General features: G+C 65.9%; 18 protein-coding genes. 6 read left to right on the top strand and 12 right to left on the bottom strand.

Translation table 11 applies throughout. The features are described from left to right. Positions 1–115 precede the first annotated feature (115 nt). Complete coding sequence (locus tag ATE70_RS12195) at positions 116–595, top strand: Lrp/AsnC family transcriptional regulator (RefSeq protein WP_058538151.1); 480 nt, start codon at positions 116–118, stop codon at positions 593–595. 17 nt (positions 596–612) lie between these two features. On the opposite strand, the gene ATE70_RS12200 is transcribed toward ATE70_RS12195, so the two are convergent. Next, positions 613–1,371 (bottom strand): AraC family transcriptional regulator, encoded by a 759-nt coding sequence (locus ATE70_RS12200; RefSeq protein ID WP_058538152.1) that lies wholly within the window; start codon positions 1,369–1,371, stop codon positions 613–615. Between the two features lie 176 nt (positions 1,372–1,547). On the opposite strand from ATE70_RS12200, the gene ATE70_RS12205 reads away from it, so the two are divergent. The 3 genes from ATE70_RS12205 to ATE70_RS12215 are packed head-to-tail and all read left to right on the top strand — an operon-like array spanning position 1,548 to position 4,077. Next, positions 1,548–2,504: an alpha/beta hydrolase gene (locus tag ATE70_RS12205; RefSeq protein WP_058538242.1), complete on the top strand. Its 957-nt coding sequence runs from the start codon at positions 1,548–1,550 to the stop codon at positions 2,502–2,504. Further along, positions 2,501–3,073 (top strand): FMN-binding negative transcriptional regulator, encoded by a 573-nt coding sequence (locus tag ATE70_RS12210; protein ID WP_058538153.1) that lies wholly within the window; start codon positions 2,501–2,503, stop codon positions 3,071–3,073. The genes ATE70_RS12205 and ATE70_RS12210 overlap by 4 nt, the downstream gene beginning before the upstream one ends. Further along, entirely contained in the window at positions 3,070–4,077 is a 1,008-nt protein-coding gene (locus tag ATE70_RS12215; protein ID WP_058538154.1) for a histone deacetylase family protein, read from the top strand. Before ATE70_RS12210 ends, ATE70_RS12215 begins: the two co-directional genes overlap by 4 nt. 124 nt (positions 4,078–4,201) lie before the next feature. On the opposite strand, the gene ATE70_RS12220 is transcribed toward ATE70_RS12215, so the two are convergent. Beyond that, positions 4,202–6,394, bottom strand: coding sequence for a TonB-dependent receptor (locus ATE70_RS12220; protein WP_058538155.1), 2,193 nt, complete (start codon positions 6,392–6,394; stop codon positions 4,202–4,204). 257 nt (positions 6,395–6,651) lie between these two features. Here ATE70_RS12220 and ATE70_RS12225 point away from each other — a divergent pair, with 257 nt between their 5' ends. Continuing rightward, positions 6,652–8,820: a S9 family peptidase gene (locus ATE70_RS12225; RefSeq protein WP_058538156.1), complete on the top strand. Its 2,169-nt coding sequence runs from the start codon at positions 6,652–6,654 to the stop codon at positions 8,818–8,820. On the opposite strand, the gene ATE70_RS12230 is transcribed toward ATE70_RS12225, so the two are convergent. Next, the gene (locus ATE70_RS12230; protein WP_058538157.1) at positions 8,817–9,608 is read right to left on the bottom strand and encodes a sulfite exporter TauE/SafE family protein; all 792 of its coding nucleotides are present in this window, start codon (positions 9,606–9,608) and stop codon (positions 8,817–8,819) included. The two genes, ATE70_RS12225 and ATE70_RS12230, sit on opposite strands and share 4 nt — an antisense overlap. Further along, positions 9,605–10,963 carry an ATP-grasp domain-containing protein gene (locus ATE70_RS12235; protein WP_058538158.1) on the bottom strand — a complete coding sequence of 453 codons (1,359 nt, stop codon included), beginning with the start codon at positions 10,961–10,963 and terminating at the stop codon, positions 9,605–9,607. Before ATE70_RS12235 ends, ATE70_RS12230 begins: the two co-directional genes overlap by 4 nt. 214 nt (positions 10,964–11,177) lie before the next feature. Between ATE70_RS12235 and ATE70_RS12240 the strand changes: the two genes are divergently transcribed. Continuing rightward, positions 11,178–12,314, top strand: coding sequence for a diguanylate cyclase (locus ATE70_RS12240; RefSeq protein ID WP_082639433.1), 1,137 nt, complete (start codon positions 11,178–11,180; stop codon positions 12,312–12,314). An 85-nt stretch (positions 12,315–12,399) separates the two neighbouring features. On the opposite strand, the gene ATE70_RS12245 is transcribed toward ATE70_RS12240, so the two are convergent. The 8 genes from ATE70_RS12245 to ATE70_RS12280 all read right to left on the bottom strand — a co-directional run bounded on the left by ATE70_RS12245 (position 12,400) and on the right by ATE70_RS12280 (position 23,444). Further along, a complete protein-coding gene (locus ATE70_RS12245; protein WP_058538159.1) occupies positions 12,400–13,692 on the bottom strand; it encodes a sugar MFS transporter in 1,293 nt (430 codons plus the stop codon). 51 nt (positions 13,693–13,743) lie between these two features. Beyond that, positions 13,744–16,227: a glycoside hydrolase family 3 protein gene (locus tag ATE70_RS12250; protein ID WP_058538160.1), complete on the bottom strand. Its 2,484-nt coding sequence runs from the start codon at positions 16,225–16,227 to the stop codon at positions 13,744–13,746. An 89-nt stretch (positions 16,228–16,316) separates the two neighbouring features. After that, positions 16,317–17,510 (bottom strand): MFS transporter, encoded by a 1,194-nt coding sequence (locus tag ATE70_RS12255; RefSeq protein ID WP_058538161.1) that lies wholly within the window; start codon positions 17,508–17,510, stop codon positions 16,317–16,319. Next, on the bottom strand, positions 17,503–18,567 hold the full coding sequence (locus tag ATE70_RS12260) for a LacI family DNA-binding transcriptional regulator (protein WP_058538162.1): 1,065 nt from the start codon (positions 18,565–18,567) through the stop codon (positions 17,503–17,505). Before ATE70_RS12260 ends, ATE70_RS12255 begins: the two co-directional genes overlap by 8 nt. Positions 18,568–18,662: 95 nt before the next feature. Further along, positions 18,663–20,165 (bottom strand): tryptophan halogenase family protein, encoded by a 1,503-nt coding sequence (locus tag ATE70_RS12265; RefSeq protein ID WP_058538163.1) that lies wholly within the window; start codon positions 20,163–20,165, stop codon positions 18,663–18,665. Beyond that, positions 20,162–21,193: a cupin-like domain-containing protein gene (locus ATE70_RS12270; RefSeq protein WP_058538164.1), complete on the bottom strand. Its 1,032-nt coding sequence runs from the start codon at positions 21,191–21,193 to the stop codon at positions 20,162–20,164. The genes ATE70_RS12265 and ATE70_RS12270 overlap by 4 nt, the downstream gene beginning before the upstream one ends. Further along, a complete protein-coding gene (locus ATE70_RS12275; RefSeq protein ID WP_058538165.1) occupies positions 21,186–21,905 on the bottom strand; it encodes a SapC family protein in 720 nt (239 codons plus the stop codon). The genes ATE70_RS12270 and ATE70_RS12275 overlap by 8 nt, the downstream gene beginning before the upstream one ends. Positions 21,906–21,917: 12 nt before the next feature. Then, positions 21,918–23,444: a tryptophan halogenase family protein gene (locus tag ATE70_RS12280; protein WP_058538166.1), complete on the bottom strand. Its 1,527-nt coding sequence runs from the start codon at positions 23,442–23,444 to the stop codon at positions 21,918–21,920. Positions 23,445–23,498 lie beyond the last annotated feature (54 nt).

Consider the following 23,498-nt stretch of genomic DNA (forward strand, 5'->3'; position numbering starts at 1 on the left):
CAGATTGCAGAAAATCGCTAATCGTTCTGCTAATTTCCATATTTGCAGGAATTTGTTCTCAGGTTTAGAATGAGGCGGCCAGATTCTCGCATAAACCCGATTCAGGACGGAACGCATGGACAAGCTCGACTGGAAAATCGTTGCGGCGCTCGAACGCGACGGCCGGCAATCCTACGCCGACCTCGGCGAACAGGTCGGCCTGTCCAAATCGCCCTGCTGGTCGCGGGTGAAAAACCTCGAGGAAAGCGGCGTCATCGAAGGCTATGCGGCGCGGCTCGACCCGATCGCGATCGGCCTCGCGGTGCAGAGCTTCGTCGAAGTCCAGATCCGCTTCGATGCGCACACCGATTTCGAAGCCGCGGTGCTCGCGCACCCCGCGGTGGTCGAATGCCACACCACCGCGGGCGAGAGCGACTATCTGCTCAAAATCTTTGCGCGCTCGGCCGATCACCTCGACGAGCTGCTCCGCCACAATTTGTCGAAACTGCCCGGCGTGCAGCGGCTGAAGACCGTGGTGTGTCTCAAGACGATCAAGCGGCACGGCGACCTCGCGGAATGGGCGCGGACGACCGAAGGCCGCGGGCGCGGCGATTAGCGCCGCTGCAGCGGGCGTCAGTGCTTCAGATATTGACTCGGCGGCACGCCGAAGGCGCGGCGGAACATCGCGGCGAAGCCGCTGGGGCTGTCGTAACCGACGTCGTAGGTGACCTGCGTGATCGACGCGCCCGCGGCGAGCATCGACAGCGCCTCCATCAACCGCACCTGCTGCCGCCAGACGGCGAGCCCCATTCCCGTTTCCAGCTTGAAGCTGCGCGTGAAGGTGCGCCGTCCCATCGCCGCGAGCGCCGCCCAGTCGTCGATGTCGCGCGGGTCCGACGGATCGGCGATGATCGCGTTGCAGACGCGGAGCAGGCGCGGGTTCGACGGCATCGACACCTGATAGGGGGCGTTCGGCATGCGCCCGATCTCGTCGAGCAACAACGTGATGATCCGCCCCTCGCGCCCGTCGACATCATAGAGCGCGGGAAAATCGACAACCTCGAGGATCAACGATTTGACGAGGTTCGACACTTCGAAAACGCGGCACTCGTGCCCCGTCTCGCCGCCCCGACACGGCAGGTAGAGCGTGCGCAGCGACACCGCGCCGCGGCACGCGACCTCGTGCCGTGTTCCCGCGGGCAGCCATACGGCGCGTTGCGGCGGGATGACGAAGCTGGTCTCGGGCGTGCGGACCGACATCACCCCCGACGACGCGTAGAGGATCTGGATATGGTCGTGGCTGTGCATCGGATCGATGAAGCCGGCAGGATATTCATCCTGCAGCGCAATGACCGGGCGGTCGTTCGTCAGAACATCGGCACTATGCTTCATGGCCCGATCCTCACAAGCTTTGGACAAATACACAATATAGGCCGCGCGCGCCGCTGGCCAGCGATGATGCGCCCACTGGCCTGTCCGCTGCGGTGATTGGCCCAAATGGGCGATAGATGGGGACGCGCAAAAGCTATCAGGCAATCAAGGATCGTTTCGAGAAGGATAAGCGAAATATGTCAAAGGGCTTAAGCGTCATGCAGAACGACATGGCCGACCCCGATATCCGGCGCTTTGTCGACGCGATCAACGCCGCCTATGCGGAGCATGGCGCCCCGGCGGGCGCGAGCATGGCGACGCGCCGCGCCGTCGCCGAACGCGTCCGGGCGCCGTGGCGCGAGGGTGGCCCGATAATGGCGGAGAGCCGCGAAATCGACATGGGCGGCGTCCGCCTGCGGCTCCACCGCCCGGTCGCCGACGCGAAGCTGCCGGTCATGCTCTATATTCACGGAGGCGGATGGACGCTGTTCAGCATCGACACGCACGACCGGCTGATGCGCGAATATGCCGCGCGCGCGGGCATCGCGGTGCTCGGCATCGATTACAGCCTGTCGCCCGAAAGCAAGTTCCCCGTCGCGCTGGAGGAATGCGCGGCGGCGCTCGACTGGATCGCGGCAGAGGCGGATACGCTGAACCTCGATGCGACCCGCGTGCTGATCGGCGGCGATTCCGCGGGGGCGAATTTGTCGGTCGCGGCGTGCCTGTTGCAGCGCCAGCGCGGCCGTCCGCTGCCCGCCGCGATGCTGCTCAATTACGGCGCCTTCGCGCCCGAGCGGACGCCAAGCTATGCCCGCTTCGGCGCCGGCGATTATTCGCTCGAGGCCGACGAGATGGACGCCTTCTGGGCCTCCTATGTCGATGACCCTGGACAGCTTGCCGACCCGTTGGTCGCGCCGCTCAACGCCGACCTGACCCGCCTGCCGCCCGCGTTCCTCGCCATCGCCGAGTGCGACATATTGGCCGATTGCAACGACGCCTTCGCCAGCAAGCTCGAAGAGGCGGGCGTGCCGACGCGCGCGGTCACCTATCGCGGGGCGACGCACAGCTTTCTGGAGGCGGTATCGATCGCGCCCCTCGCGGGCCGCGCGCTCGACGAGCAGGCGGCGTGGATCCGTGATATCGTCGCGGCATGACCGACCTCTACACGCCGCGCGGCGCCGCCGACATCGGGCAGCTGATCGCCGACTATCCGCTCGCCTGGGTGATATCGGGTGCCTTCCATGCCAGCCCACTGCCGCTGATCGCCGAGACGGACGATGCGGGCGCGGTAGTCGCGCTGTTCGGCCATTGTGCGCTGCGTAATGCGCTGGTCGCCGATTTCCGCGCTGACCCGCGCGGGCTGATCCTGTTCAACGGGCCATCGGGCTATGTTCCGACGACTTTGTTGTCGAAGCCCGACTGGGCGCCGACGTGGAATTATGCGGTGTTGCGCTTCACCGTCGAGGTCGAATTCGTCGGCGACGAAACGCAGGGCGCAATCGAGCAGCTCGTCGCGAAGATGGAAGGTGGCGCCTGGTCGACAGCGAGCCTCGGCGCGCGCTATGAAAAGATGCTCGACCAGATCATCGCCTTTCGCGCCCACGTCCGCTCCGTCGAACACAGCTTCAAGCTCGGGCAGGATGAGAGCGCAGTGGGCTTTGCCGAGATCGTCGCGGGTCACAGCGACCGGACGCTCGCGAAATGGATGGAAGGACAAAGGTGAAGCTTTTCTTCGACGATCGCCAGACCGCCCACGCCCCCTCGCGCGAACTGCACAATGGCGACTGGGTGCCCTATGCCGAAAATATCGAGCGTCCGCGTTCGATCGTCGCACAGTTCAGCGACTGGAGCGCTGTTCGCGATTTCGGCATGGCGCCGCTGCTCGCCGTTCACGACTCCGACTATCTCGCCTTCCTCGAACGCGCGCATCGCGACTGGGTCGCGGCGGGGCGCAATGGCGACGCGATCGGCTATACCTTCCCGGTCAGGCGCCGCCGCCCGCTCAGCTTCGGCCGCATCGACGCCGATCTTGGCGCGTACAGCTATGACGCCGGGACGCCGATCGCGGCGGGTACGTGGGAATCGGCCTATTGGTCAGCGCAGGGCGCGCTGACCGCGCTCGATCATCTTCAAACCAGCGGCGAGGCGCATGCCTTTGCGTTGTGCCGCCCGCCGGGCCACCATGCCGGGCGCGACTATATGGGCGGCTATTGCTACCTCAACAACGCCGCGATCGCGGCGCGCGAGGCGCATGTTCGCCGCCTCGGGCCGGTCGCGGTGCTCGACATCGACTATCATCACGGCAACGGCACGCAGGATATCTTCTATGAAGATCCCGGCATCTTCTTCGCCTCGATCCATGCCGACCCGCGGACCGATTATCCCTTTTACTGGGGGCACGCCGACGAGACCGGCGAAGGTGCGGGCGAAGGAACGACGCTCAACCTCCCCCTCCCCCGCGGCACCGACGGGCAAAGCTATGCGCCCGCGCTCGACACTGCGCTGGCGGCGATTTCGGATTGGGGCGCGAAGTTCCTCGTCGTCTCGTTCGGCGCCGACACGCACAGCAGCGACCCGATTTCGAGCTTTGCGCTGGAGCGTAAGGATTATGTCGAACTGGCGGGACGTATCTCCGCGCTCGGTGTGCCGACGCTGATCGTGATGGAAGGTGGCTATGCCGTCGGCGACCTCGGCAAGAATGTCGCCGCGTTTCTCTCGGGCTTTTAGGAATATCCTCCTTGTGGGAGGTGGCAGCGCGAAACGCTGACGGAGGGGCTTCGCGGCCCCTCCACCATCCGCTTCGCGGACGGTCCCCCTCCCCATCGCTTCGCGACAGGGAGGATTCGGCCGATCAGTTCAGGCTGAACCTTACGCTCGCGCCCAGCGTGCGCGGCCGCGCGACCGAGCCCGCAAAGGCGAAGGGCGCGTTCAAAATGCCATATTGGTTGAACAGGTTCTTCGCGAACAAGCTGAGCTCGATCCGGTCGCTCACCGTCACCGATGCGTTGAGATCGACGAGGTGGAAATCGCCCTTGTCGAGCGTCCCGGCGAAATCGACGGGTGCGCTCGACAGATAGCGGTGCGCGATCCCGAAGCGCGGCTTCAGCGACATGTCGGGGAAGCTCAGGTCGAGCGAGTTCGACAGCGTCCATTCGGACGCACCCGGCAAGCGCGTTCCCTTTGCATAGCCGCCGCCCGGCGCGAAGCTGTCGGGCAACAGCGACGACAGCCGCGCGTCGTTATACGCGATGTTCGAGGTGAAGCTGAGGTTGCGCGTAGGGCGCAGGTTCAGGCTGATTTCGACGCCATCGATGTCCGCGCCGCCGCCGTTTACCGTGTAAGCGCGGAAATCGCCCGGCGTGAACAGGCGCGCCTGAATATTGCCCCAGTCGATGTGATAGGCGGTCAAATCGACGCTGAGCGTCCGGTCGATCAGGTCGAAGCGCGTGCCGATCTCATAATTCTTCGTCGTGTCGCTTTCGAAGGTCAGCGGCAGGCCGACCGTGGCGAGCGAATAGACGTTGAGGCCGCCGATGCGGAACCCTTCGGAATAGAGGCCATAGATCATGAAGTCCTTCGACGGCTTCCAGGTCAGCGACGCCTTCGGGATAAAATCCGAATCCTTGGCTGTAGCCGGCGCATAGTCGAAGGGCGGGATCAGATCGGCGTTCGGCAGATATTGCAGCCGCGGCGCGGTGCGGTATTCGAACAATCGCCCGCCGAGCGTCAGCGTCAGCGTATCGACGATGTCGAACGATGCTTCGCCGAAAACCGCCTTTTCGGTAACGCGGTTGCTGCTGACCGTGCGTGAGGCCAGGTCATCGGGAGCCAGCTCGCTGCCCGGCCGCCCGCCGAACTCGCCCGGATTGACATCGATATAGTCGGAGATGCCCTCGATAAAGGTGCCGTCGGTGCTGTTCGAACGCAGCCGCGTATAGTTGACGCCGAGCAGCCAGCGGAGACGCCCGCCGTCGGGCGACGCGAGCCTGAGTTCGCCATATTCGGTCTTCGACTTGCCCTTGCCGCTCGCGAGTTCGGGGGTGTCGGTGCGCGGGTCGTTGCCGCCAAAGATCGAATTGTCGAACGCCAGGTCGGCCTTTTTCTCGGTATAGCTGCCCACCGCGGTCAGCGTCGCAAAGCCCAGATCCTGCTCGATCCGCAGGCTGTGCATCATGAACTGCGTGTCCTGATATTCGGCAACGTTAGTGGCGCGTTCGAAGGTCTTGGGCGGACCGAAGATCACATAGGTCTGATCGTCGAGATCATATTCCTGATACATGCTGAGCGCCGAGACGCGCGTCGTCTCGGTCGGCGTGAAGACGATCGAACCGCGCAGACCGCGGACGCGCAGGTCGTTGCTGCCCTTCTCGCCGAGCAGCGTGTTGTCGAGATAACCGGCGTCGTAGCGCTGGAGCGCGACGAGACGGACGGCGAGCTTGTCGGTCGCGATCGGCACATTGACCATCGCCTTGACCGCATAGCTCGCCTCGCCCGCGCGCTTGGTCGTCGAAACTCCGCCCTCGAAGCCCGCATCGAAGCGCGCGGGATCGGCCTCGTTCACGACATAGTTGATCGCGCCGCCGAGCGACGAGGAGCCGAAGAGCGTGCCCTGCGGCCCGCGCAGCACCTCGACGCGGCTGACATCGAAGCTGTCGACGTCGGGGATCACGAGCGGGAAACCGGGCTCGATCAGCGGCACTTCGTTGAGATAATAGCCCGTCGTCGCCTGGTTCGCCTCATGATAGGTCGACGAGGCGACGCCGCGGATCACGACTTCGGAAACGCCCGGCTGATAGTCGTTGAAAATGACGCCGGGGACGCGGGTGATGTAATCGGAGAGGCTCTGGGCATTGAGCTTTTGCAGCGTCGCCTCGCTGACCGCCGACACCGAACCGCTGACGTCGCGAACCGACTGTTCGCGCTTCGCGGCGGTGACGACGATTTCATTGTCGTCGACCTCCTGCGCGAGCGCACCCGATGCCTGCCCCAGCGCCAGGATCGAGATGCCACATGCGGCGACCCGCCTGATCGATGCAAAGCCCATTTTTGCCTCCCTTATTGATTATGCCTATTGGTAAGAAAATCCGATGCTCAAGCTATCATGCGAAATTGGCGTGTCGGCGATGGTCGGGCCAGTTTCCAGCCGGATCGGGCCACCCCTGTGGCGCAGGAAAGCGTGGTTTCATGAGGGCTTGCGGCCAATTTGCCCGATCGGTGGATTGGGCGGCCTGATCGGCGCAGTAAGCCAACCCGGGCGACATACACTGGACGCGACATCCCCACCGGGCGAGAGAGGGTCGCATGCAGAACATCGAGGACAAGGGTCGGCGCGCGTTTATGGGGAGCGCCGCGATGGCCGCGCTCCTGCTGGGAAATCGCGCGGCGTGGGCGCTCGACCAGGGCGGCGCCGGACGCTGGCCCAAAATCGCGCCACCCCAATCGCCGCGTGTCTCGCATGTGATCGATCAATTGGGCCGCCAGCGCGACGATGCCTATAGCTGGATGAAGTTCATCCCGGCGACGGGCGAGCGCACGCGCGATAATTTGCCCGACGCCGTCGGCGCGATGCTGAAGGCGGAAAATGCGTACGCTGACGCGATCCTTGCACCGCTAGCGGGCGAACGCGCGAAGCTGCTCGACGCGATGCTCGCGCGGGCGTCGGGCGACACGGCCGCGCCGGCGCTCGAAAAGGACGGCTGGGACTACGGATCGGCGCGGCCCGCCGGCGCGGCACATGCGATCTATACGCGCAGCAAGAAGGGCGGAAAGCCCGAGCAGCTCGTCGACGAGGCGGTGCGCGCCAAGGGCCAGCCCTATTTCCGCAGCACCGGGCATCAGCCGAGCCCCGACCACCGCTATTTCGCCTGGGCCGAGGATGTGATCGGCAACGACCGCCACCGCATTGTCATCCGCGACAATCAGAGCGGCGCGGTGCGCACGATCGTCGACAAGGACGCCTATGGCTATGGCGGGCTCGTCTTCGCGCCGTCGTCGCGCTGGCTGTTCTGGATCTGGCGCGATGCGCGCAACCGCCCGACGCGACTCTATCGCACCTCGGCCGACGGCAAGGTCACCGACCTCGTCTATGAGGAAAAGGACCCCGCGATCTTCATGCAGGTGAAGCGCACGGCGGCCGACGGCTTCATCGCGCTGACCCTCGCCGGCCCCGAGACCGCCGAAGTGCGGCTGGTGTCCGCCGCCGACGAAACCGCAACCCCCGCCGCCGTCTGGCCGCGCAAGACGGGTGTGCTCTATGACATCGACGAGTGGAACGGCGGGCTGATCGCGCTCACCGATGCCGGCGACGCGTTCGACATGGCGCTGCTGCGCCTGGACCCGAAGAGCTTTCGCACCCTCGCAACGCTCGTGCCGCACCGCGCGGGCACGCCGATCCTCCAGATCCAGCCTTTCGCGGCGGCACTCGTCCGCCTCGAGCGCGTCGACGGGCTTCACCGGCTCGTCATCCTGCGCCCCGATGGGTCGGAACAGACGGTCGCCTTCGACGACCCTGCCTATGCGATCGAACTGCCGGGCGAGCAAAGCTATGGCGCGTCATCGGTGATGATCGTCCACCAGTCGCCCAAATCGCCGCGCCGCTGGATCCGCGTCGATCTGGTCAGCGGCAAGCAGGATGTCGTCCAGAAACAGGCGGTCGCCAATTTCGACCCCGACGATTATGAGGTCGAACGCCTGTTCGCCCCCGCGCCCGACGGCGAAATGGTGCCGATCACCCTGCTCTCGCGCCGTGGCGCGCCGAAAGATGGCAAGGCGCCGCTGCTCCAATATGGCTATGGCTCGTACGGCGTGCCGAGCGATCCCGAATTTTCGATCCCCGCGCTCGCGCTCGTCGATCGCGGCTGGCGCTACGCCATCGCGCATGTGCGCGGCGGGTCGGAGAAAGGGCGCCGCTGGTTCCTCGGCGGGCGCAAGTTCACCAAGCGCAACAGCTTCACCGATTTCATCGCCTGCGCGGAACATCTGGCGGCCGAAGGCTATACCGCGAAGGGCAAGGTCGTCGCCTATGGCCTGTCGGCGGGCGGGCTGCTCGTCGGCGCGAGCATGAATATCGCCCCGACTTTGTGGGGCGGCGTGATCGCGCAGGTGCCGTTCGTCGACATGCTCAACACGATGAGCGACGGCGCGCATCCGCTCGTGCCGCTGTTCCGACCCGACTGGGGCGACCCGCTCGCCGATCCCAAAGCCTATGACTATATCGCCTCGATCTCACCCTATGAGAATGTCCGGGCGGCCGCCTATCCGCCGCTGCTCTGCACCGCCGGCCTCAAGGACGACCGCGTCGCCTATTGGGAACCCGCCAAGCTGGTTGCCGAAGTGCGGCGTCGCTCGACGAGCGGCAACCCGGCGCTCTTGCACACCGACATGGACAGCGGCCACCAGGGCAGCGCCGACCTGAAAAGCGAATATCAGCAGAAGGCGCTGTTCTGGGCCTTTGCGATGCGCTGCGTCTAGAAACCGCGGAAAGACGGCACGGGCGCGAACATGAGCATAAGGAAGCCATAGGCGCTCGCGAGCAGTAGCAGCACGCCCGCGGCGCCGACCAGCCAGTCGGCGCGCAGGCGGCGGACGAGATACGCCCCGATCGGCGCGGCGATCACCCCGCCGATCAGCAGACCGATCGCCGCGGTGCTGAAGCTTTGCCAGCCCATCGTCCCGATGAACCCGGCCGCGATCGTCACGGTGACGAAGAATTCGGACGCGTTTACCGTGCCGATGACGGTGCGCGGCTCGGCGCCCTGCGCGAGCAGATTGGCGCTGACGATCGGGCCCCACCCGCCGCCGCCCGACCCGTCGGCAATCCCGCCGATCAGCCCGAGCGGCCCGACGAACTTGATGCTGCGATAGGTTTGCGGACGCCGCGCGCCGCGCCACAGCAGATAGATGCCGACCGCGCCGAGATAGGCGAGCACGACCGGCCGCGCGATGCTGTTGTCGATATTGGTCAAAATCCACACGCCGATCAGCCCGCCGACGATCCCCGGGACGACGAGGCGGCGGAACAGCCGCCAGTCGACGTTGCGCTGCATCGCATGCGCCAGCCCCGACACGCCGCCGGTAAAGCTTTCGGCGACATGCACCGCCGCCGAGGCCGACACCGGCGGCAAGCCCAGAACGAGCAACAACGCGGTACCGATGACGCCGAACGCCATGCCGAGCGCACTGTCGATCAACTGCGCCGCAAATCCCACGACAATGAAGGGCAGCAGCGCCCAGAGCGTCAGCCCGTCGAATATCGTCATTGCGCAGCGGGCCTACGGCGCGTGGTTTTCGAGGTCCGGCGCGTGAAGAGAAAGACCGCAGGGAAGCAGAGCGCGATCAATGACAGCGCACCGGCGAAGACCGGCTCGCCGCCCGCGAGCCAGGGCAGCACCGCGGCCCAGATCGACACGCCGAGCACGGTCAGGAAAATCTGTTCCTGATCGATGTCAGTGGCGACCGCGAGCGGCACGCCGCGCGCATCGGCGCGCAACGCCTCAAGGCGGCGCGCAACCGGGCTGTGCGGTGCCGCCTGCCGCCCCGGGATCAGCGACGACATCACCGACCCCAGCCCCGCGCCGACCAGCCGGACGCCGACCGCGCGGGCGAAGGCGCGCGGTTCCTGAAGCCGGTCGCCGACCGCGCGCAGGCTGAGCCGGCCGCCGAACACCAGGTCGATCAGCGCCTCGCCGGTCACCGCCTTGATCGGCCGGTCCTGCACCTGATGGCTGGCCTCGATCCAGTCGAAGATCGCACCCGGCACATCAATGCTGCACGCGCGTTCCAGCCCCTGGAACCCCGGGGCGCTGTTCGCCTCGCAGATCCGGTAGCCCTCATTGTCGAACAAGATGTCGATGCCGGCGACTTCCAGCCCCAGCGTGTCGGCGGCGCGCGCGGCGAGGTCGGCCATTTCGCCCGTCGGCGTATGGGCGATGCCGACGCCGCCGAGCGAGACGTTGGATTTGAAATGGCCCGCGGGCGAGCGCCGCTCCATCGCCGCGATCACCCGGCCGCCGATCACGAGAACGCGCACGTCGCGCCCGTGGCTCGACCGGACATAATGCTGGAACAGGAAATCGGCCTTGGCATCGGCGCTTTCGAGCAAGCCGGCGAGATCCTCGAACTGGCTGCGGTCCTCGCATTTGAGGACGCCGGTGCCGCGCGTGCCGCGCAGCGTCTTGACTATCATCGGGAAACCCAGCTCCTCCTCGACGATGTCGACCCCGATCGGGAATTTGCCGAGGATCGTCGCGGGGATCGGCAATCCGGCGCGCGCGAGCCGCTGCATCGTGTGGAGTTTGTCGGCGACAAGGTCGATCGCTTCGGGCCCGTTGATCAGGCGCACGCCGCGGCGTTCGAAATGGCGGAGCACCGCGAGCGTGAAATAGTCGGTCTCGGCGCCCGTCCGGCACAGGATGAAGTCGGGCCGGGCCAGCGAATGGCCCTCATAATGCACCGACCAGCCGTCGACCGGCGCCGCGACGATGTCAAAATTATGCGGTTTCAGGACATGCAGTTCGATCCCGCGCGCCGCCGCGGTCTCCTGAAACCGCAGGATTTCGGGGACCTCCGGCAGGGCCGGATCGAGATCCCGTTGGAAGAAAATCCAGCCCAGCAACGATCGGCTCCTTCAACATCTGGTCGAACGCATAGGCTCAGTGCCAGAAAACCGCCCGCCTGCGCAATCGTTCACGCGGCAAGTCGACCTAAGTTCCTGTTTTGCCGTTTCGATTGCGACGATCCCTCCGATCTGGACCAGACAGGATCGAAGATAAGCGCTCTCTGGCACGAATCCGGCTTAAACCTGCCCTGCGCGACACGTTAAATGTCGCATGACCACCAAAGCGACACAATCGAACGAGCCGGTAGGACGGTTCCTGGGTTGGCTGGGGCTTCGCCAATCGCGCGGCGCTCCCCCCGAAGGGGGCCATGCGCCGCCGAATGGGGCGGGGCCGTACGACCTTGCACGCCAGGCGCGATACGAACTCGCCGCATCGATCACCTCTTTCCTCGTCGATAATGACCTCGACGTGTCACCCGCCAATCTGTTGCTCGCGCACAGTGCCTTTTCGGGCCGCAATCCCCGGCTCGCGCGGCAGGTGATCGCGCAGGCGCAGACTCCCGAGGGGATCAGCCAGAAATGGCTGAACGAACTCGACGAACAGGAAGCGGGCCAGCCCGATCGCGTCGAACTCGACCGGCTGATGACCCGGCTCGAAACCAATATCGAGGCGTTCCAGGCGAATACGAAAGAAGCGCGAACCGCCACCACTGACTATGGCACCGAACTCGAGCAGCATGTCGTCGATCTCGAACAGCTGCAGAAGACGGGGCGCATCGTCTCGAGCCTCGCCGACCTTGCCAAGGTCATGCTCGAACGCACGCGCAAGGCCGAGGACGACATGCGCAAGAGCGAGGACGAGGCGAAGGCGCTGCGCCGCAGCCTCGATCGCGCCAAACGCGACGCCGAGCTCGACTATCTGACCGGTCTGCCCAACCGCCGCGCGTTCGAGGCCTTGCTCGACCGGCACTATAAGGAAGCGCGCGCCGCGGTCGAACCGCTGAGCATCGCCTTTTGCGACATCGACGAATTCAAGAAGGTCAACGATATCCACGGCCACGAGGCGGGCGACCGCGTCATCAAGGCGATCGCCGACACGCTGGCGCGGATTTCGAACGACCATTGTCATGTCGCGCGTCACGGCGGCGAAGAGTTCGTCATGCTGTTCCGCGGCCTGACACCAACGCAGGCGGCCGAAAAACTCGACGATGCGCGCGAGGCTCTGGCCGACCGGCGTCTGATCAACCGCAAGACCGACGAGCCGTTCGGCCAGATTACCTTCTCGGGCGGGGTCGCCGACGTCTTTGGCTATGGCGACACGCGCGCCGCGCTCAAGGCCGCCGACGCCGCGCTTTATAAGGCCAAGGCCGGCGGGCGGAACCGAATCGAAATCGCCGACCCGGCCTGAGTTTCTGGGATTCCCGCGGGGGGCGGGAGGCCGCGGGCGATCGCGCACCAGCGCGCGATCGCCCGCAGTTTATTTGTCTCGACCGTTACGCGGTCGCCGGACGCGCCACCCACAGCCCGAAACTCGCAATGATCGCATAACAGATCAGCGGAACCGCCAGCGCGAGCCGGATGTCGCCGCTGAGGTCGGCCACCGTGCCGAACAGGAACGGGACGATCGCCCCGCCGATGATCGCGGTGCACATGATGCCCGACCCCTGCGGCGTCCGTTCGCCAAGCCCCTCGGTCGCGAGGCTGAAGATCGTCGGGAACATCAGCGAATTGCAGAAGCCGACCAGAATCAGCGCCCAACCCGACAGTGCCCCGGTCGTCACCGCCGACAGGACGATCAGCGAAATCGCGCCCGCCGCAAAGGTCGCGAGCACGCGTCCCGGCTTCGCCAGTCGCAGGATGAAGCCGCCGAGCAACCGGCCGACCAGCGCGCCCAGCCAGTACATCGCGACCAGCTTGCCCGCCGCCTGGAGCCCCAGCCCCATCACGCTCGGTTCGGCGAGATAGGCCATCAGGTTCGAGCCGATCGCCACTTCGGCGCCGACATAGACGAAGATGCACAGCGCGCCGAACTGGACGCGGCGGTTGTGGGTCAAGAGGCCCCACGTGCCCTCGAGCTTCACATCGTCGGCTTTGGCGTGGTCGATCGCCGACCGATACATCCAGAACACCGCCGCGATCACCAGCATCAGTACGCCGAGCCACATATAGGCGGTGCCGATCGACGCGCCCTCGGCGACGCGATAGGCCTGAATCTGCGCCTCGCTCGCGGTTTCGGCGTCGATCGGCTGTTCATCGCCGAGCAGGAAGGTCGCGCCGCCATAGACCATGAGGAACACCCCGATCGAATTGAACGCCTGCGCAAAGGTCAGCCGGCTGTGCGAGGTCTCGACGGGGCCCAGCGTCGTGATCACCGGATTCATCGCCACCTGCAGGACCGTGATCCCCGCGCCGATGCAAAAGAGCGCCGCGAGGAAGCCGGGATAGGAGGCCGCTGCCGAAGCCGGGATGAAGAGGAAGGCGGCCGCCGCCACGATGATGAACCCGAGCACGAAGGTGCGGATATAGCCGAGTTTCGACATGATGATGCCGGCGGGAATCGAAAAGGCGCCATAGGCGATGAAAAACGCCATCTGCACCAGGTTCGCCTGCGCATGCGTCAGGTGGAACATCGGCTTGAACTTGCCGACCAGCAGGTCGTTGATGTTCGTCACCCCGCCCAGCAGGAAAAACACCGCAAAGGCGAGGATCAGCACCACGCGTGTGCTGTGACCGCCCTTGCCCGGCTGTTCGGTCGCGTTCGTCGCGACGTTCGGCGCCAATGCCATTCTCTCTCTCTCCCCTTGCCTTGTCTCAGGCTAACCCGGATGACGGTCTTGTCACTTTACCGCCGGTGGGCAAGGCAGATTCTCCCCGACCGCCTCAACATTCGTATTCAGCAGCGTCGCGGCGAAGCCCTTGTCGCTCGTGATCGAGACGGCATAGTCGACCTGCCGCAGATTGGCACCCGCATCGGCGAAGCAGCGGAGCGGCACCTTGATCGTCGAGACCTGCCCCTTTGGCGCCGCCTTCACCGCCGCCGAGACGTCGAACGCCTTGCCGCCGAGCGCGAGGCTGACCGGCGCGCTGCCGATCGCATCGACCCGCCAGTCGATACGCAGCGCGAAGCTGTTGTTCAACTGGCGCGACAGGTCGGCATATGGGCCGCTGAGGTGCAGCGCCGCGGGGCCGGTCCAGACGAAGCTTTTGCCATCCTCCTGCGCGCGAACATCGACCGAGCGCGCGGCGATCAGCCCGCCGGGGCTCGATACCGGCGGCGATTCCACCGGGCGCGATCCGCCCGCGTCGGTCACGGTCAGCACCCACGGCGCGCGCGCGCGGCCACCCGAGAAGTAATTTTCGACGTTCAGCGCCGCCGCGATGTCGACGCCCAATTCCTCGGACAGCTGCGGAACCGTCGTGCTCGCGCCATATTTCAGGCCATAACCGACCGCGAACTGCGGCTTTTCGACGGGCGAGCGCGCGTCGGCGGGCCAGGCGAAGGGCAGCGTGCCGGTAAAGCCGCGCACCGTCTTTCCATCCTTGCCGGCGACGAGCACGTCGGCGACGCCCGCACCCTGCGACCCCGGCAGCCAGCCCGCGACGAACGCATCGGCGGCGTTGATTTCGGGGTTGGTGAACATCGGCCGCCCCGACAGGAACAGCGCGACCACCGGAATGCCCGCGGCTTTCAGCTTCTTGAGCGTCGCGAGATCGGTCGCCTCCGACGGCTGATAGTCGAGCGTGGCGACGTCGCCCTGGAATTCGGCATAGGGCGCCTCGCCGAACACGACGATCGCGACGTCGGGTTTTTCTTTATAGACGCCGCCGTCGGACAGGGTCGCGACGCCGCCCGCATCGCGCACCGATTTGTTCAGCGCTTCCCAGATCGTCTGGCCATTGGGGAAGTCGGCGTGGGTGACGTCGGTCCCCTGCCAGCTGATCGTCCAGCCGCCCGACTGGATCGCCATGCTGTCGGCCGCGGGGCCGGTGACAAGCACGCGCGCGCCCGGTTTGATCGGTAGCACGCTGCCGTTATTCTTCAGCAGAACGAGCGACTTGGCGACCGCTTCGCGCGCGACAGCCAGATGTTCGGGCGTGCCAACGGCTTTCACCACGCTGCGGTCGACATGGCCTTCGGGAAACAGGCCGAGCTTGTATTTGACGCGCAGGATACGCCGCACCGCATCGTCGAGCCGCGCCGCCGATATCGTGCCGTCCTTCGCATGTTTCAGCGTGGTCTCGTACAGCCCCTTCCAGCTGTCGGGCGCCATGAACATGTCGAGCCCGGCGTTGATCGACTGCGCGCAATCGGTGACGCTGCATCCCGCAACCTGCCCGTGCCCGTTCCAGTCGCCGACGACGAAGCCCGCAAAGCCCATCTTCTCCTTGAGCGCGTCGGTCAGCAGCCCCTTGTTGCCGTGATGCTTGATACCTTGCCAGCTCGAGAAGCTCGCCATCACGGTGAGCGCGCCGGCGTCGATCGCGGCGGGATAGCCCATCGCATGCTTGGCGATCAGTTCCTTCTCGTCGGCCTTGGCGTCGCCCTGGTCCTTGCCCTCGAACGTCCCGCCGTCGGCTAGGAAATGCTTGGCGGTCGCCGCGACATGTGTGCCGTCGACCATCTTGCCCGCGACCAGCGGCCCCTGCAGCCCCAGCACCATCGCCTTGGCATATTCGGCGATCAGCTTCGGGTCGGCGGCATAGCCTTCATAGCTCCGCCCCCAGCGCAAATCCTGCGGCACCGCCAGCGTCGGCGCGAAGGTCCATTCGATACCGCTGCCGGCGATTTCGGCCGCGGTGACCGCGCCGATACGCTGGATCAGTTCGGGATCGCGCGCGGCGCCGAGGCCGATATTGTGCGGAAACAGCGTCGCGCCGGGGATATTGTTGTGGCCGTGGACGGCATCGACGCCAAAGATGATCGGGATCGCGACGCCGTTCGCCTGCGGGCGCAACGACACCGCGCGGAACTCGCCGACCAGCTTCGCCCAGTCGGCGGCGGTCGAGCGTTCATTGCCGTTCGGACCGCTGTTCCCCCCGGCGAGGATCGAGCCGAGCGGATAGGTTTCGAGATCCTTGGGCGTGATCGTGCTGATGTCGCCCTGAATCAGCTGGCCGACCTTCTGCTCGATCGTCATCTTCTTCATCAGCGCGTCGATCCGCGCCTCGGTCTTGGGATCGGTGATGGCCGCGGGGCTTTTTGCCGCGGGCCACAGTTCGGGATGGACCTTGGCCGCTTCGGTTCCAGTTGTCTGCGCGGTCGCGGTTGCCGTTCCTGCCAGCAGCAGCGCGGTCACCATACCCATTGCCTGTCGGCGCATCGTCTCTCCCATTCCTCTCATGTGAACGTTATCAAGTTTCACTTCGCATAGGGAGTGGATGAAAGCAAGCGCTCTGTTTTTGCGTTATATCAGCGCAGCCGCGGCATCGTCGCGAGCAGCAGCACCGCGATCGCGGAGAGCGCCGCGAGCAACAGAAAAAGCGCGTCGAAACCGAAACCCGGAACGAGCGAGATCGTCAGCCACGGCATGATCAGCGACGGCACGGTATTGGTCAGATTGAAGATGCCAAGGTCGCGCCCGCGCCGGTCCGACCGCGGCAGGATGCGCAGCGTCTGGCTGCTATGGAGCGACAGGAACACCGTCGACGCGATGCCGAAGACGAGATAGCTCGCCTTCGCCGCGTCGAGCCCCGTCGCCAGTGCCATACCGACCATTCCGAGGCTCGACACCGCCGCGGCGACGACGAGCGGCACGAAGGGCCGGTCGTTGCGGTCGGCCCAGCGCCCGGCCGCCAGCGCGATCGGGATCGCGATCGTCAGCGCCATGCCGAACAATCGCGCCTTTTCATTGTCGTGCATCCCGGGATCGATCGAGCGGAACCAGAAATAGAGATAGGCGAACAGCGCCGCCTCGGCGATCTGGACGAGCAGGCGCGCCAGCCACATCCGCACCGCCGGTCCGGTCGGTCGCCGCCGCTCGCCAACTGCGCGAGCCGGGGGCGGCGCGGTGAGGTCGGGGAACGCACGCGGGCGGCCGAGCAGCAGCACCGGCAGGACGGCGCTTGCCACCAGCAGCGCAATGACCACAAGCCGCTGCTCCGCCGACACCAGCCCCGGCCAGGTGACGAGCCATCCCGACCAGCCACCGAGCGCCGGCGAAAAGGCGAGCAGCCCGCCGAGCAGCCCCTTTTGTTCATCGGGAACGAGGTCGCCCGCCCATGCCGCGAGCGGCCCGAGCATCATGTTGAGCGTGAGCTGCCACGCGACGATGATCGCAACGAGCGACCAGATATTATGCGCGAGCGGAACGACCAGCAGCAAGGCGATCGTCAGGACCAGCCCCGTCAATATCCAGCCGCGCCGATTGCGCGTCAAATCGCTGAGCCAGCCGAAACCGATGCCGCCGGCGCTCGCCGCGACGGCACCGAAAAAGGTAACATATCCCAGCGTCTGCACGTCGGCGGTCCCGGCGAGCTGGGTCATGCGCCCGGGCAGCCAGATCGTCAGGAAGGGAACATAAGCGATCGCCCCGCCCGCCGACGCGAGCGCATAAAGCAGGAGGAAAGGGAGAGACTGGCGGCGCGGGGTCCCGGCGTCAGCCATGGACGGCGACAGGCGGCGCTGCGGTCGATCCGCGCTGGACGAGGCCGCCTTGCACGCGCGTCGGTTCGGTCGGGCGCGGCGCCCCACGCTGCGCCGCGATGATCAGCTCGACCGCGCGCGACGCGGTTTCGGCGACCGGCTGGTCGACCGCGGTGAGCGCCGGCTGGGTGAAGCGGACGACCGGCGTGTTGTCGAAGCTGACGATCGACAATTGTCCCGGCACATCGATGCCGAGGTCGCGCGCAACCTCCAGCGTCGCGAGCGCCATCTGGTCGCTGCTCGCGATGATCGCCGTCGGCGGATTGGCGCTGGCCAGCAAATGCCGCGCCGCGGCGGCGCCCGACGCATAGGTGAAATCGCCCTCGGCGAGCAGCCCATCTGTGGCGAGGCCCGCCGCCGCCATTTCGCCTTCCCAGCCGTCGATGCGCCAGCGGCTGAGACTATATTCGGGCGAGCCCGGAATGAACCCGATGCGTTTGTGACCGAGATCGATCAGGTGCCGCGTCGCGCGCCGCGCCGACCCTTCGTCGTCCATCGTCAGCGCGATGCCCGCGTCGCCGCCGCGCGAACCGATGCGCGCGAACGGGATCTTCTGCTGGTCGAGCAGCCCGACGATCAACGGATTGTCCGAATGCGGCGGGGTCAGGATGACGCCGTCGGGCTGCAGCGCCGCAATCGCCGCGCGCAGTTCGCGTTCGACATGATCATTGTGCGTGTCGACCAGCTCGAAGATCATCCGATAGCCATATTCGGCGCATTTCAGCATCCCGCCGAGCAGCATCTGATCGACCCAGTCGACCCCCTGCCGCCCCTGCCAGTCGGCGATCGTCCGTTCGCGGTCGTTGATCGCGAGGATCAGATAGGATCGCGACCCGCTCATCCGCTGCGCCGCGATCGAGGGAACATAGCCGAGCTTGTCGATCGACGCCTGGACGCGTTCCTTCATTTCGGACCGGACATTGGGCTCGTCGTTGATGACGCGGCTCACCGTCTGCAGCGACACCCCCGCGTCGGCCGCAACATGCTTGATCGTAACCGACTGCCGCCGACGCCCCATTATCTTTCCCGGCCCCCTATCGTGTCGCAATCGCTAACCGCATCGTCGCCACAATGCCAGCCACTAACCCGTTCTGCTTCCATAATTTCCGCCCTTCAAGCCGCCTGCGGGACTGCGGCGCCGCAATAGCGGGCGACATAATCCTGATGCGCGGGCAGGCCGGCGACCGTCTGGCGCACCTCGCTGCGGATCGCTTCGAGCAGCCGGTCGAGTTCGTCGTCGCGCAGCTTTTCGGCGATCGGGTGATGGCTTTGCGGCTCGATCCCCTGCCCCATCATCACCTGCACCCAGCTGTTCTCGGCGAACAATTCCTCATTCTTGCGGAACACGCGGCCGGTTTCGCGGAACAGCTCGATCTTCTGCGCCAGCGTGTCGGGGATCGGCATCGCCGCGCAATGGCGCCAGAACGGGCTGTCGCGGCGGTTGGTCACCTTGTAATGGAGGACGAGGAAATCGCGGATTTGCAGCATGTCCTGCATCTGCTGTTCGTTGAACTCGGCGACGTCGCGTTCGCTGACGCGCCCCGCCGGCAGCATGCGGATGAAGCGCAGCACCGAGCGCTGGATCAGGTGGATGGCGGTCGATTCCAGCGGCTCCATGAAGCCCGCCGACAGGCCGACGGCGACGCAGTTGCGATACCATTGCTTGCGCCGTGTGCCCGCAGTGAAGCGCAGGAAATTGGGCTCGGTCAACACGTCGCCCTCGATATTGCCGAGCATCCGGTCGAGCGCCGCATCCTTGCCCAGATAGCGGCTGCAATAGACGATGCCGTTGCCGGTGCGGTGCTGGAGCGGAATGCGCCATTGCCAGCCGGCGTCGTGCGCCATCACGCGCGTATAGGGGACGGGCGGATGGACATTCGGCGTCTGCAGCGCGATCGCGCTGTCGCACGGCAACCAGTTGCTCCAGTCGTCGAACCCGGCGTGGAGCGCGCCTTCCATCAGCAGCGCGCGGAACCCCGTGCAGTCGATGAATATATCGCCCTCGATCCGCCGGTCGCCGTCGAGGACGAGCGCCGCGATATCGCCGCTTGTCCCGTCGAGTTCGACGCGCGCGATCTTGCCCTCGATGCGCTTCGCCCCGTCGGCCTCGGCCATCTCGCGCAGGAAGCGCGCGTAGAGCCCGGAATCGAGCTGATAGGCGTAATTCATGCGGTCTTCGGGCAGGTGCGCGAACTTGCCCGCGATCGCGGCCTTCAGCTCCATGCAATAATCGTCATAGGGCTGCTGATGCCCCTTGGTGCGGCCATAGAGCCAGAAATGCTGGAAGCCCGCCGACCAGTGATCCTTGCCGGTCAGGCCGAAGCTGTGGAAATATTGCGTCCCGAGATCCTTCCAGTCGTCGAACAATATGCCGAGCTTGAAGGTCGCCTGCGTCGCGCGCATGAAATCGGCTTCGTTGATGCGCAGGATGCGGTTGAAATTGACCAGCGGCGGAATGGTGGATTCGCCGACCCCGATGGTCCCGATCGCTTCGGATTCGACCAGGGCCAGGTCGACCGCCTGCCCCAATGTGCGCGCGATGGCCGCCGCGGCCATCCAGCCCGCGGTGCCGCCGCCCGCAATGACGATGCGCTGGATGCGTTTATCTTCATTCATCGGCTGAGTGTCCTCAACAGGAAAGCGCGGAGGCGCCCGGCGCTTTCGGGGGTGAGCCGCGCCAGGATGCTGCGCGCCTTTTCGGGAATATGGTCGGTGACCTGCTCGTCATTCTCGAACACATAATGGTCGAACAGTTCGCGCCAGATCGCCTTATCCTCGGGCGGCAAGTCGCGGATCGCGAGGATCGCGTGGTTGAGCGCGACCTGCGGCTGCCCCAGCCAGGCGGGCGTGCTGCGCCACCAATAATTGACCAGCACATTGAAGTCCGCGAGCCCCTCGACATGGTGCCACCACATCGACGGGATGAAGATCGCATCGCCGGGTTCGAGTTCGATCGTCCGCGCTTCCGCCATCGCATCGACGAAGCGCGGGAAGGCCGCGAGGTCGGGCGCGTCGAAATCGACCATGCTCACCGCGCGGCCCGCGGGCGTGTTGTCGATCGGCCCGAGATAGAGGTTGCGGAACTGGTGCGGCGGGAACAGCGTGAAGCGGCGACGGCCGACGGCGCAGCAGGCGAGATTGTCGGGAAAGTCGTTATGTGCCGCGATCTTGGTGCGTGTGCCGATCCAGATGCTCTTCAGCGGATCGCGGTCGCCGAGATCGACCGAATTCGCTTCGTCGAGCCCATCGAAATGCGACGGGATGTCGATCGACGCGAGATAGACGGTGCGGTTTTCGCCCTGTTCCTCTGCCGTATCGATGCCGCCGAAGATGTCGGCGAGCTTGCCCGTCCCGATGCGGAAATTCATCTCCATTTCGGCATTGTAGAACAGCCGGCCATCGTGGCCGGGCGCACCGATCGACACCTTGAACGGACGGTCGCGCGCATGATCGAGCAAGTAGCGCCGCGCATCGCGGGCCGAGCGCTTGCCCGCCTCGACGAGCGGCCAGTCGCTTACCAGCCCGCGAAGGACAAAGGGCTCGCGCGCGCCTTCCAGCAACGCGTCCGGCCCTGCCCCCTTATTCCACTCACGCTCGGGCACCGGCGCGAGGCGGTCGTATATGGCGCGGTCGCGTTCAGCCACCGGCCAGCCTGCGGTTCTTGCGCGCGACGAGCACCGACAGCTGCGACAGCGACGCGAGCGCCATGAACATCGGCATCAAATGCCCCGCCGCGTGGAGCGCGCCGAGCGTCTCGCCGCCCAGCGCCCGCAGCTTCGCTTCGTCGATGATGTGGAAGCCGACGAGCGAATGGATCGATCCGTCGTCGAGCGTAACTTCGAGGCTGAAGGGTTCGAGCAGGTCGTAGGCGAGCAGCGCGTCGTAGAAGGCGCCGCTCTCGCGATAGCCTTCGTCGAGATCGCCGAGCCGCCCCGCGATCTCGTCGAGATAGGGCGTCGCCATGCCGTCGGCATCGAACAGTCGGATGCCCTCGCCCGCAGCGGCGATGCGCGGGTGATCCATGTCGATATGGATTTGCCCCGGACCGTCGCCACCCGCCGGACGTCCGATCAGGAACGGCTGGATAGCGGCCGATAGCGGGCGATAGCGCGCATCCCAGCGGTCGCCGTCGAGGAACAGATTCTCGCCATTTTCGAAACCGAACATCGCCAGCGCCGAAAAATCTTCGCGCCCGGTTTCGCGGCGGAACAGGATCGGGAAATGCGCCTGCACGCGCCGGAACTCGCTCGGCACCGTCAGCGTCGCCATGATGTCGTCGCCCAGCTCCGCCCCCGCGTCGGTCCGGATGCGGAGGTCGCGGTGGGTCTTGTTGTCGAGGACGGCGTGGCGGGTCATCAAATTCCTTTCCTATCGCGCGGCGGCTTGGGCACCGGGTCCGAGAGCGTCGAGATAGTCGCGATTGGCGGGCAGCGCCGCGGCGAGCGCGCGCGCGCGCTGCCGGTTCTCGGCGAGCAAGGCGGCCGCGCGCTCGCTCGCGGGCAGATCGGCGGGCACCGGATAGCCCATGCCATAGAGGATATATTGGTGGCTTTCGGCCGAGAAAATCTCGTCGACGCGCGGGAAATCCCATGCCGACGGCGGCTGGTCGCGCCACAGCGCCAGCATCTCCGTCAGGCGCGGCGGCATCTGCGCGGGGTCGCGCTGGGCCAGCCAATAGGGCTCTTCGCGCCGGCTGAGCGCATAGTGGAGCTTGAGGAACTCGACGATGCGATCCCAGCGATAGCGGAACAGGTCGTTGAAGCGGTCGGCGTGGATCGGCATGGCCGCGCGGCGGGCCGGAAAATTGTCGATGAGCGCCTTCAGCGACAATTCGATCATCACGATCGCCGATGCCTCGAGCGGTTCTATAAAGCCCGCCGACAGGCCGACGGCGACGCAATTGCCTTCCCAGAAACGCGCCCGGTGCCCGGTCGGAAAGGTCAGGCGCCGTGCCGGAACTTCGGGCGCATCAGGCAGGACGCGCGCGATATAGGCGCGCAGGGTCGCCTCGGCCGCATCGTCGTCCATGAAGCGGCTGGCATAGACGCAGCCGATGCCGCGGCGTCCCGGCAGGCCGATGTCCCAGATCCAGCCGGCGGCATGCGCGGTCGACACCGTCTGCGACGCGATGGCGCTGCCCGGCGCGACCGGAACCTGCGCCGCGAGCGCGCGGTCGTTAAACAGGATATCGCCGCGATCGATCCACCCGACGCCCAGATGATTGCCAATCAGCAGCGATGCATGGCCGCTGCAATCGATGAACAGGTCGCCCGCAATATCGCCGTTCTGGCGTGTCGCCACCGATGCGATGCCGCCCGCACCGTCGCGCGCCACATCGACGACATGGTCCGATATGTGGCGCACCCCGAGCCGCTGCACCGCATGCATCGCAAGCAGGTCCGCGAACTTGCCGGCGTCGAGGTGATAGGCGTAATTCGCCGCGCCCTGATAGTCGGGCATCGCGCGTTGGCGCGGCGCGAGATCGAGATCGCAAACATGCGCCTGCGCGGTCATCGCCGCCGCGAACGGCAGCTCGGGCGCCCCCGTCTGCCAGGCCGCGAGCAGTTCGGCAGTCGGTGCGGCGGGAGGCAGCGTGAACGGGTGCAGATAACGGTCGCCCTCGGCGCCGGTTACCCAGCCGTCGAACCGCGACCCCTGTTTGAACGATCCGTCGCACGCGGCGAGAAATTCGGCCTCGCCGATCCCGATCGATGCCAGTGTCGCACGCATCGTCGGCCAGGTTCCCTCGCCGACGCCGATCGTCGGGATATCGGGCGCCTCGATCAGCGTGACGTCGAGCTTTGCGGCGCGAGGCGCACTGGCGAGAAGGCAAGCCGCGAGCCATCCGGCGGTGCCGCCGCCCACGATGACAACCCTCTCGATCGCGCTATTCATTACCGTCGATCCTAAGCCAACCCACCGCCGCCGTCACGCAAAAGAGCCGCACCC

The sequence above is a fragment of the Sphingopyxis sp. H053 genome, assembly GCF_001468225.1.
Taxonomy (GTDB): Bacteria; Pseudomonadota; Alphaproteobacteria; order Sphingomonadales; family Sphingomonadaceae; genus Sphingopyxis.

What these genes read in the sequence shown, in the direction of transcription:
- ATE70_RS12220 (WP_058538155.1), bottom strand. Translation starts at nt 6,394, where the DNA reads ATGGGCTTTGCATCGATCAGGCGGGTCGCCGCATGTGGCATCTCGATC.
- ATE70_RS12225 (WP_058538156.1), top strand. Translation starts at nt 6,652, where the DNA reads ATGCAGAACATCGAGGACAAGGGTCGGCGCGCGTTTATGGGGAGCGCC.
- ATE70_RS12265 (WP_058538163.1), bottom strand. Translation starts at nt 20,165, where the DNA reads ATGAATGAAGATAAACGCATCCAGCGCATCGTCATTGCGGGCGGCGGC.
- ATE70_RS12255 (WP_058538161.1), bottom strand. Translation starts at nt 17,510, where the DNA reads ATGGCTGACGCCGGGACCCCGCGCCGCCAGTCTCTCCCTTTCCTCCTG.
- ATE70_RS12245 (WP_058538159.1), bottom strand. Translation starts at nt 13,692, where the DNA reads ATGGCATTGGCGCCGAACGTCGCGACGAACGCGACCGAACAGCCGGGC.
- ATE70_RS12275 (WP_058538165.1), bottom strand. Translation starts at nt 21,905, where the DNA reads ATGACCCGCCACGCCGTCCTCGACAACAAGACCCACCGCGACCTCCGC.
- ATE70_RS12280 (WP_058538166.1), bottom strand. Translation starts at nt 23,444, where the DNA reads ATGAATAGCGCGATCGAGAGGGTTGTCATCGTGGGCGGCGGCACCGCC.
- ATE70_RS12195 (WP_058538151.1), top strand. Translation starts at nt 116, where the DNA reads ATGGACAAGCTCGACTGGAAAATCGTTGCGGCGCTCGAACGCGACGGC.
- ATE70_RS12210 (WP_058538153.1), top strand. Translation starts at nt 2,501, where the DNA reads ATGACCGACCTCTACACGCCGCGCGGCGCCGCCGACATCGGGCAGCTG.
- ATE70_RS12230 (WP_058538157.1), bottom strand. Translation starts at nt 9,608, where the DNA reads ATGACGATATTCGACGGGCTGACGCTCTGGGCGCTGCTGCCCTTCATT.
- ATE70_RS12205 (WP_058538242.1), top strand. Translation starts at nt 1,548, where the DNA reads ATGTCAAAGGGCTTAAGCGTCATGCAGAACGACATGGCCGACCCCGAT.
- ATE70_RS12200 (WP_058538152.1), bottom strand. Translation starts at nt 1,371, where the DNA reads ATGAAGCATAGTGCCGATGTTCTGACGAACGACCGCCCGGTCATTGCG.
- ATE70_RS12260 (WP_058538162.1), bottom strand. Translation starts at nt 18,567, where the DNA reads ATGGGGCGTCGGCGGCAGTCGGTTACGATCAAGCATGTTGCGGCCGAC.
- ATE70_RS12250 (WP_058538160.1), bottom strand. Translation starts at nt 16,227, where the DNA reads ATGCGCCGACAGGCAATGGGTATGGTGACCGCGCTGCTGCTGGCAGGA.
- ATE70_RS12240 (WP_082639433.1), top strand. Translation starts at nt 11,178, where the DNA reads ATGACCACCAAAGCGACACAATCGAACGAGCCGGTAGGACGGTTCCTG.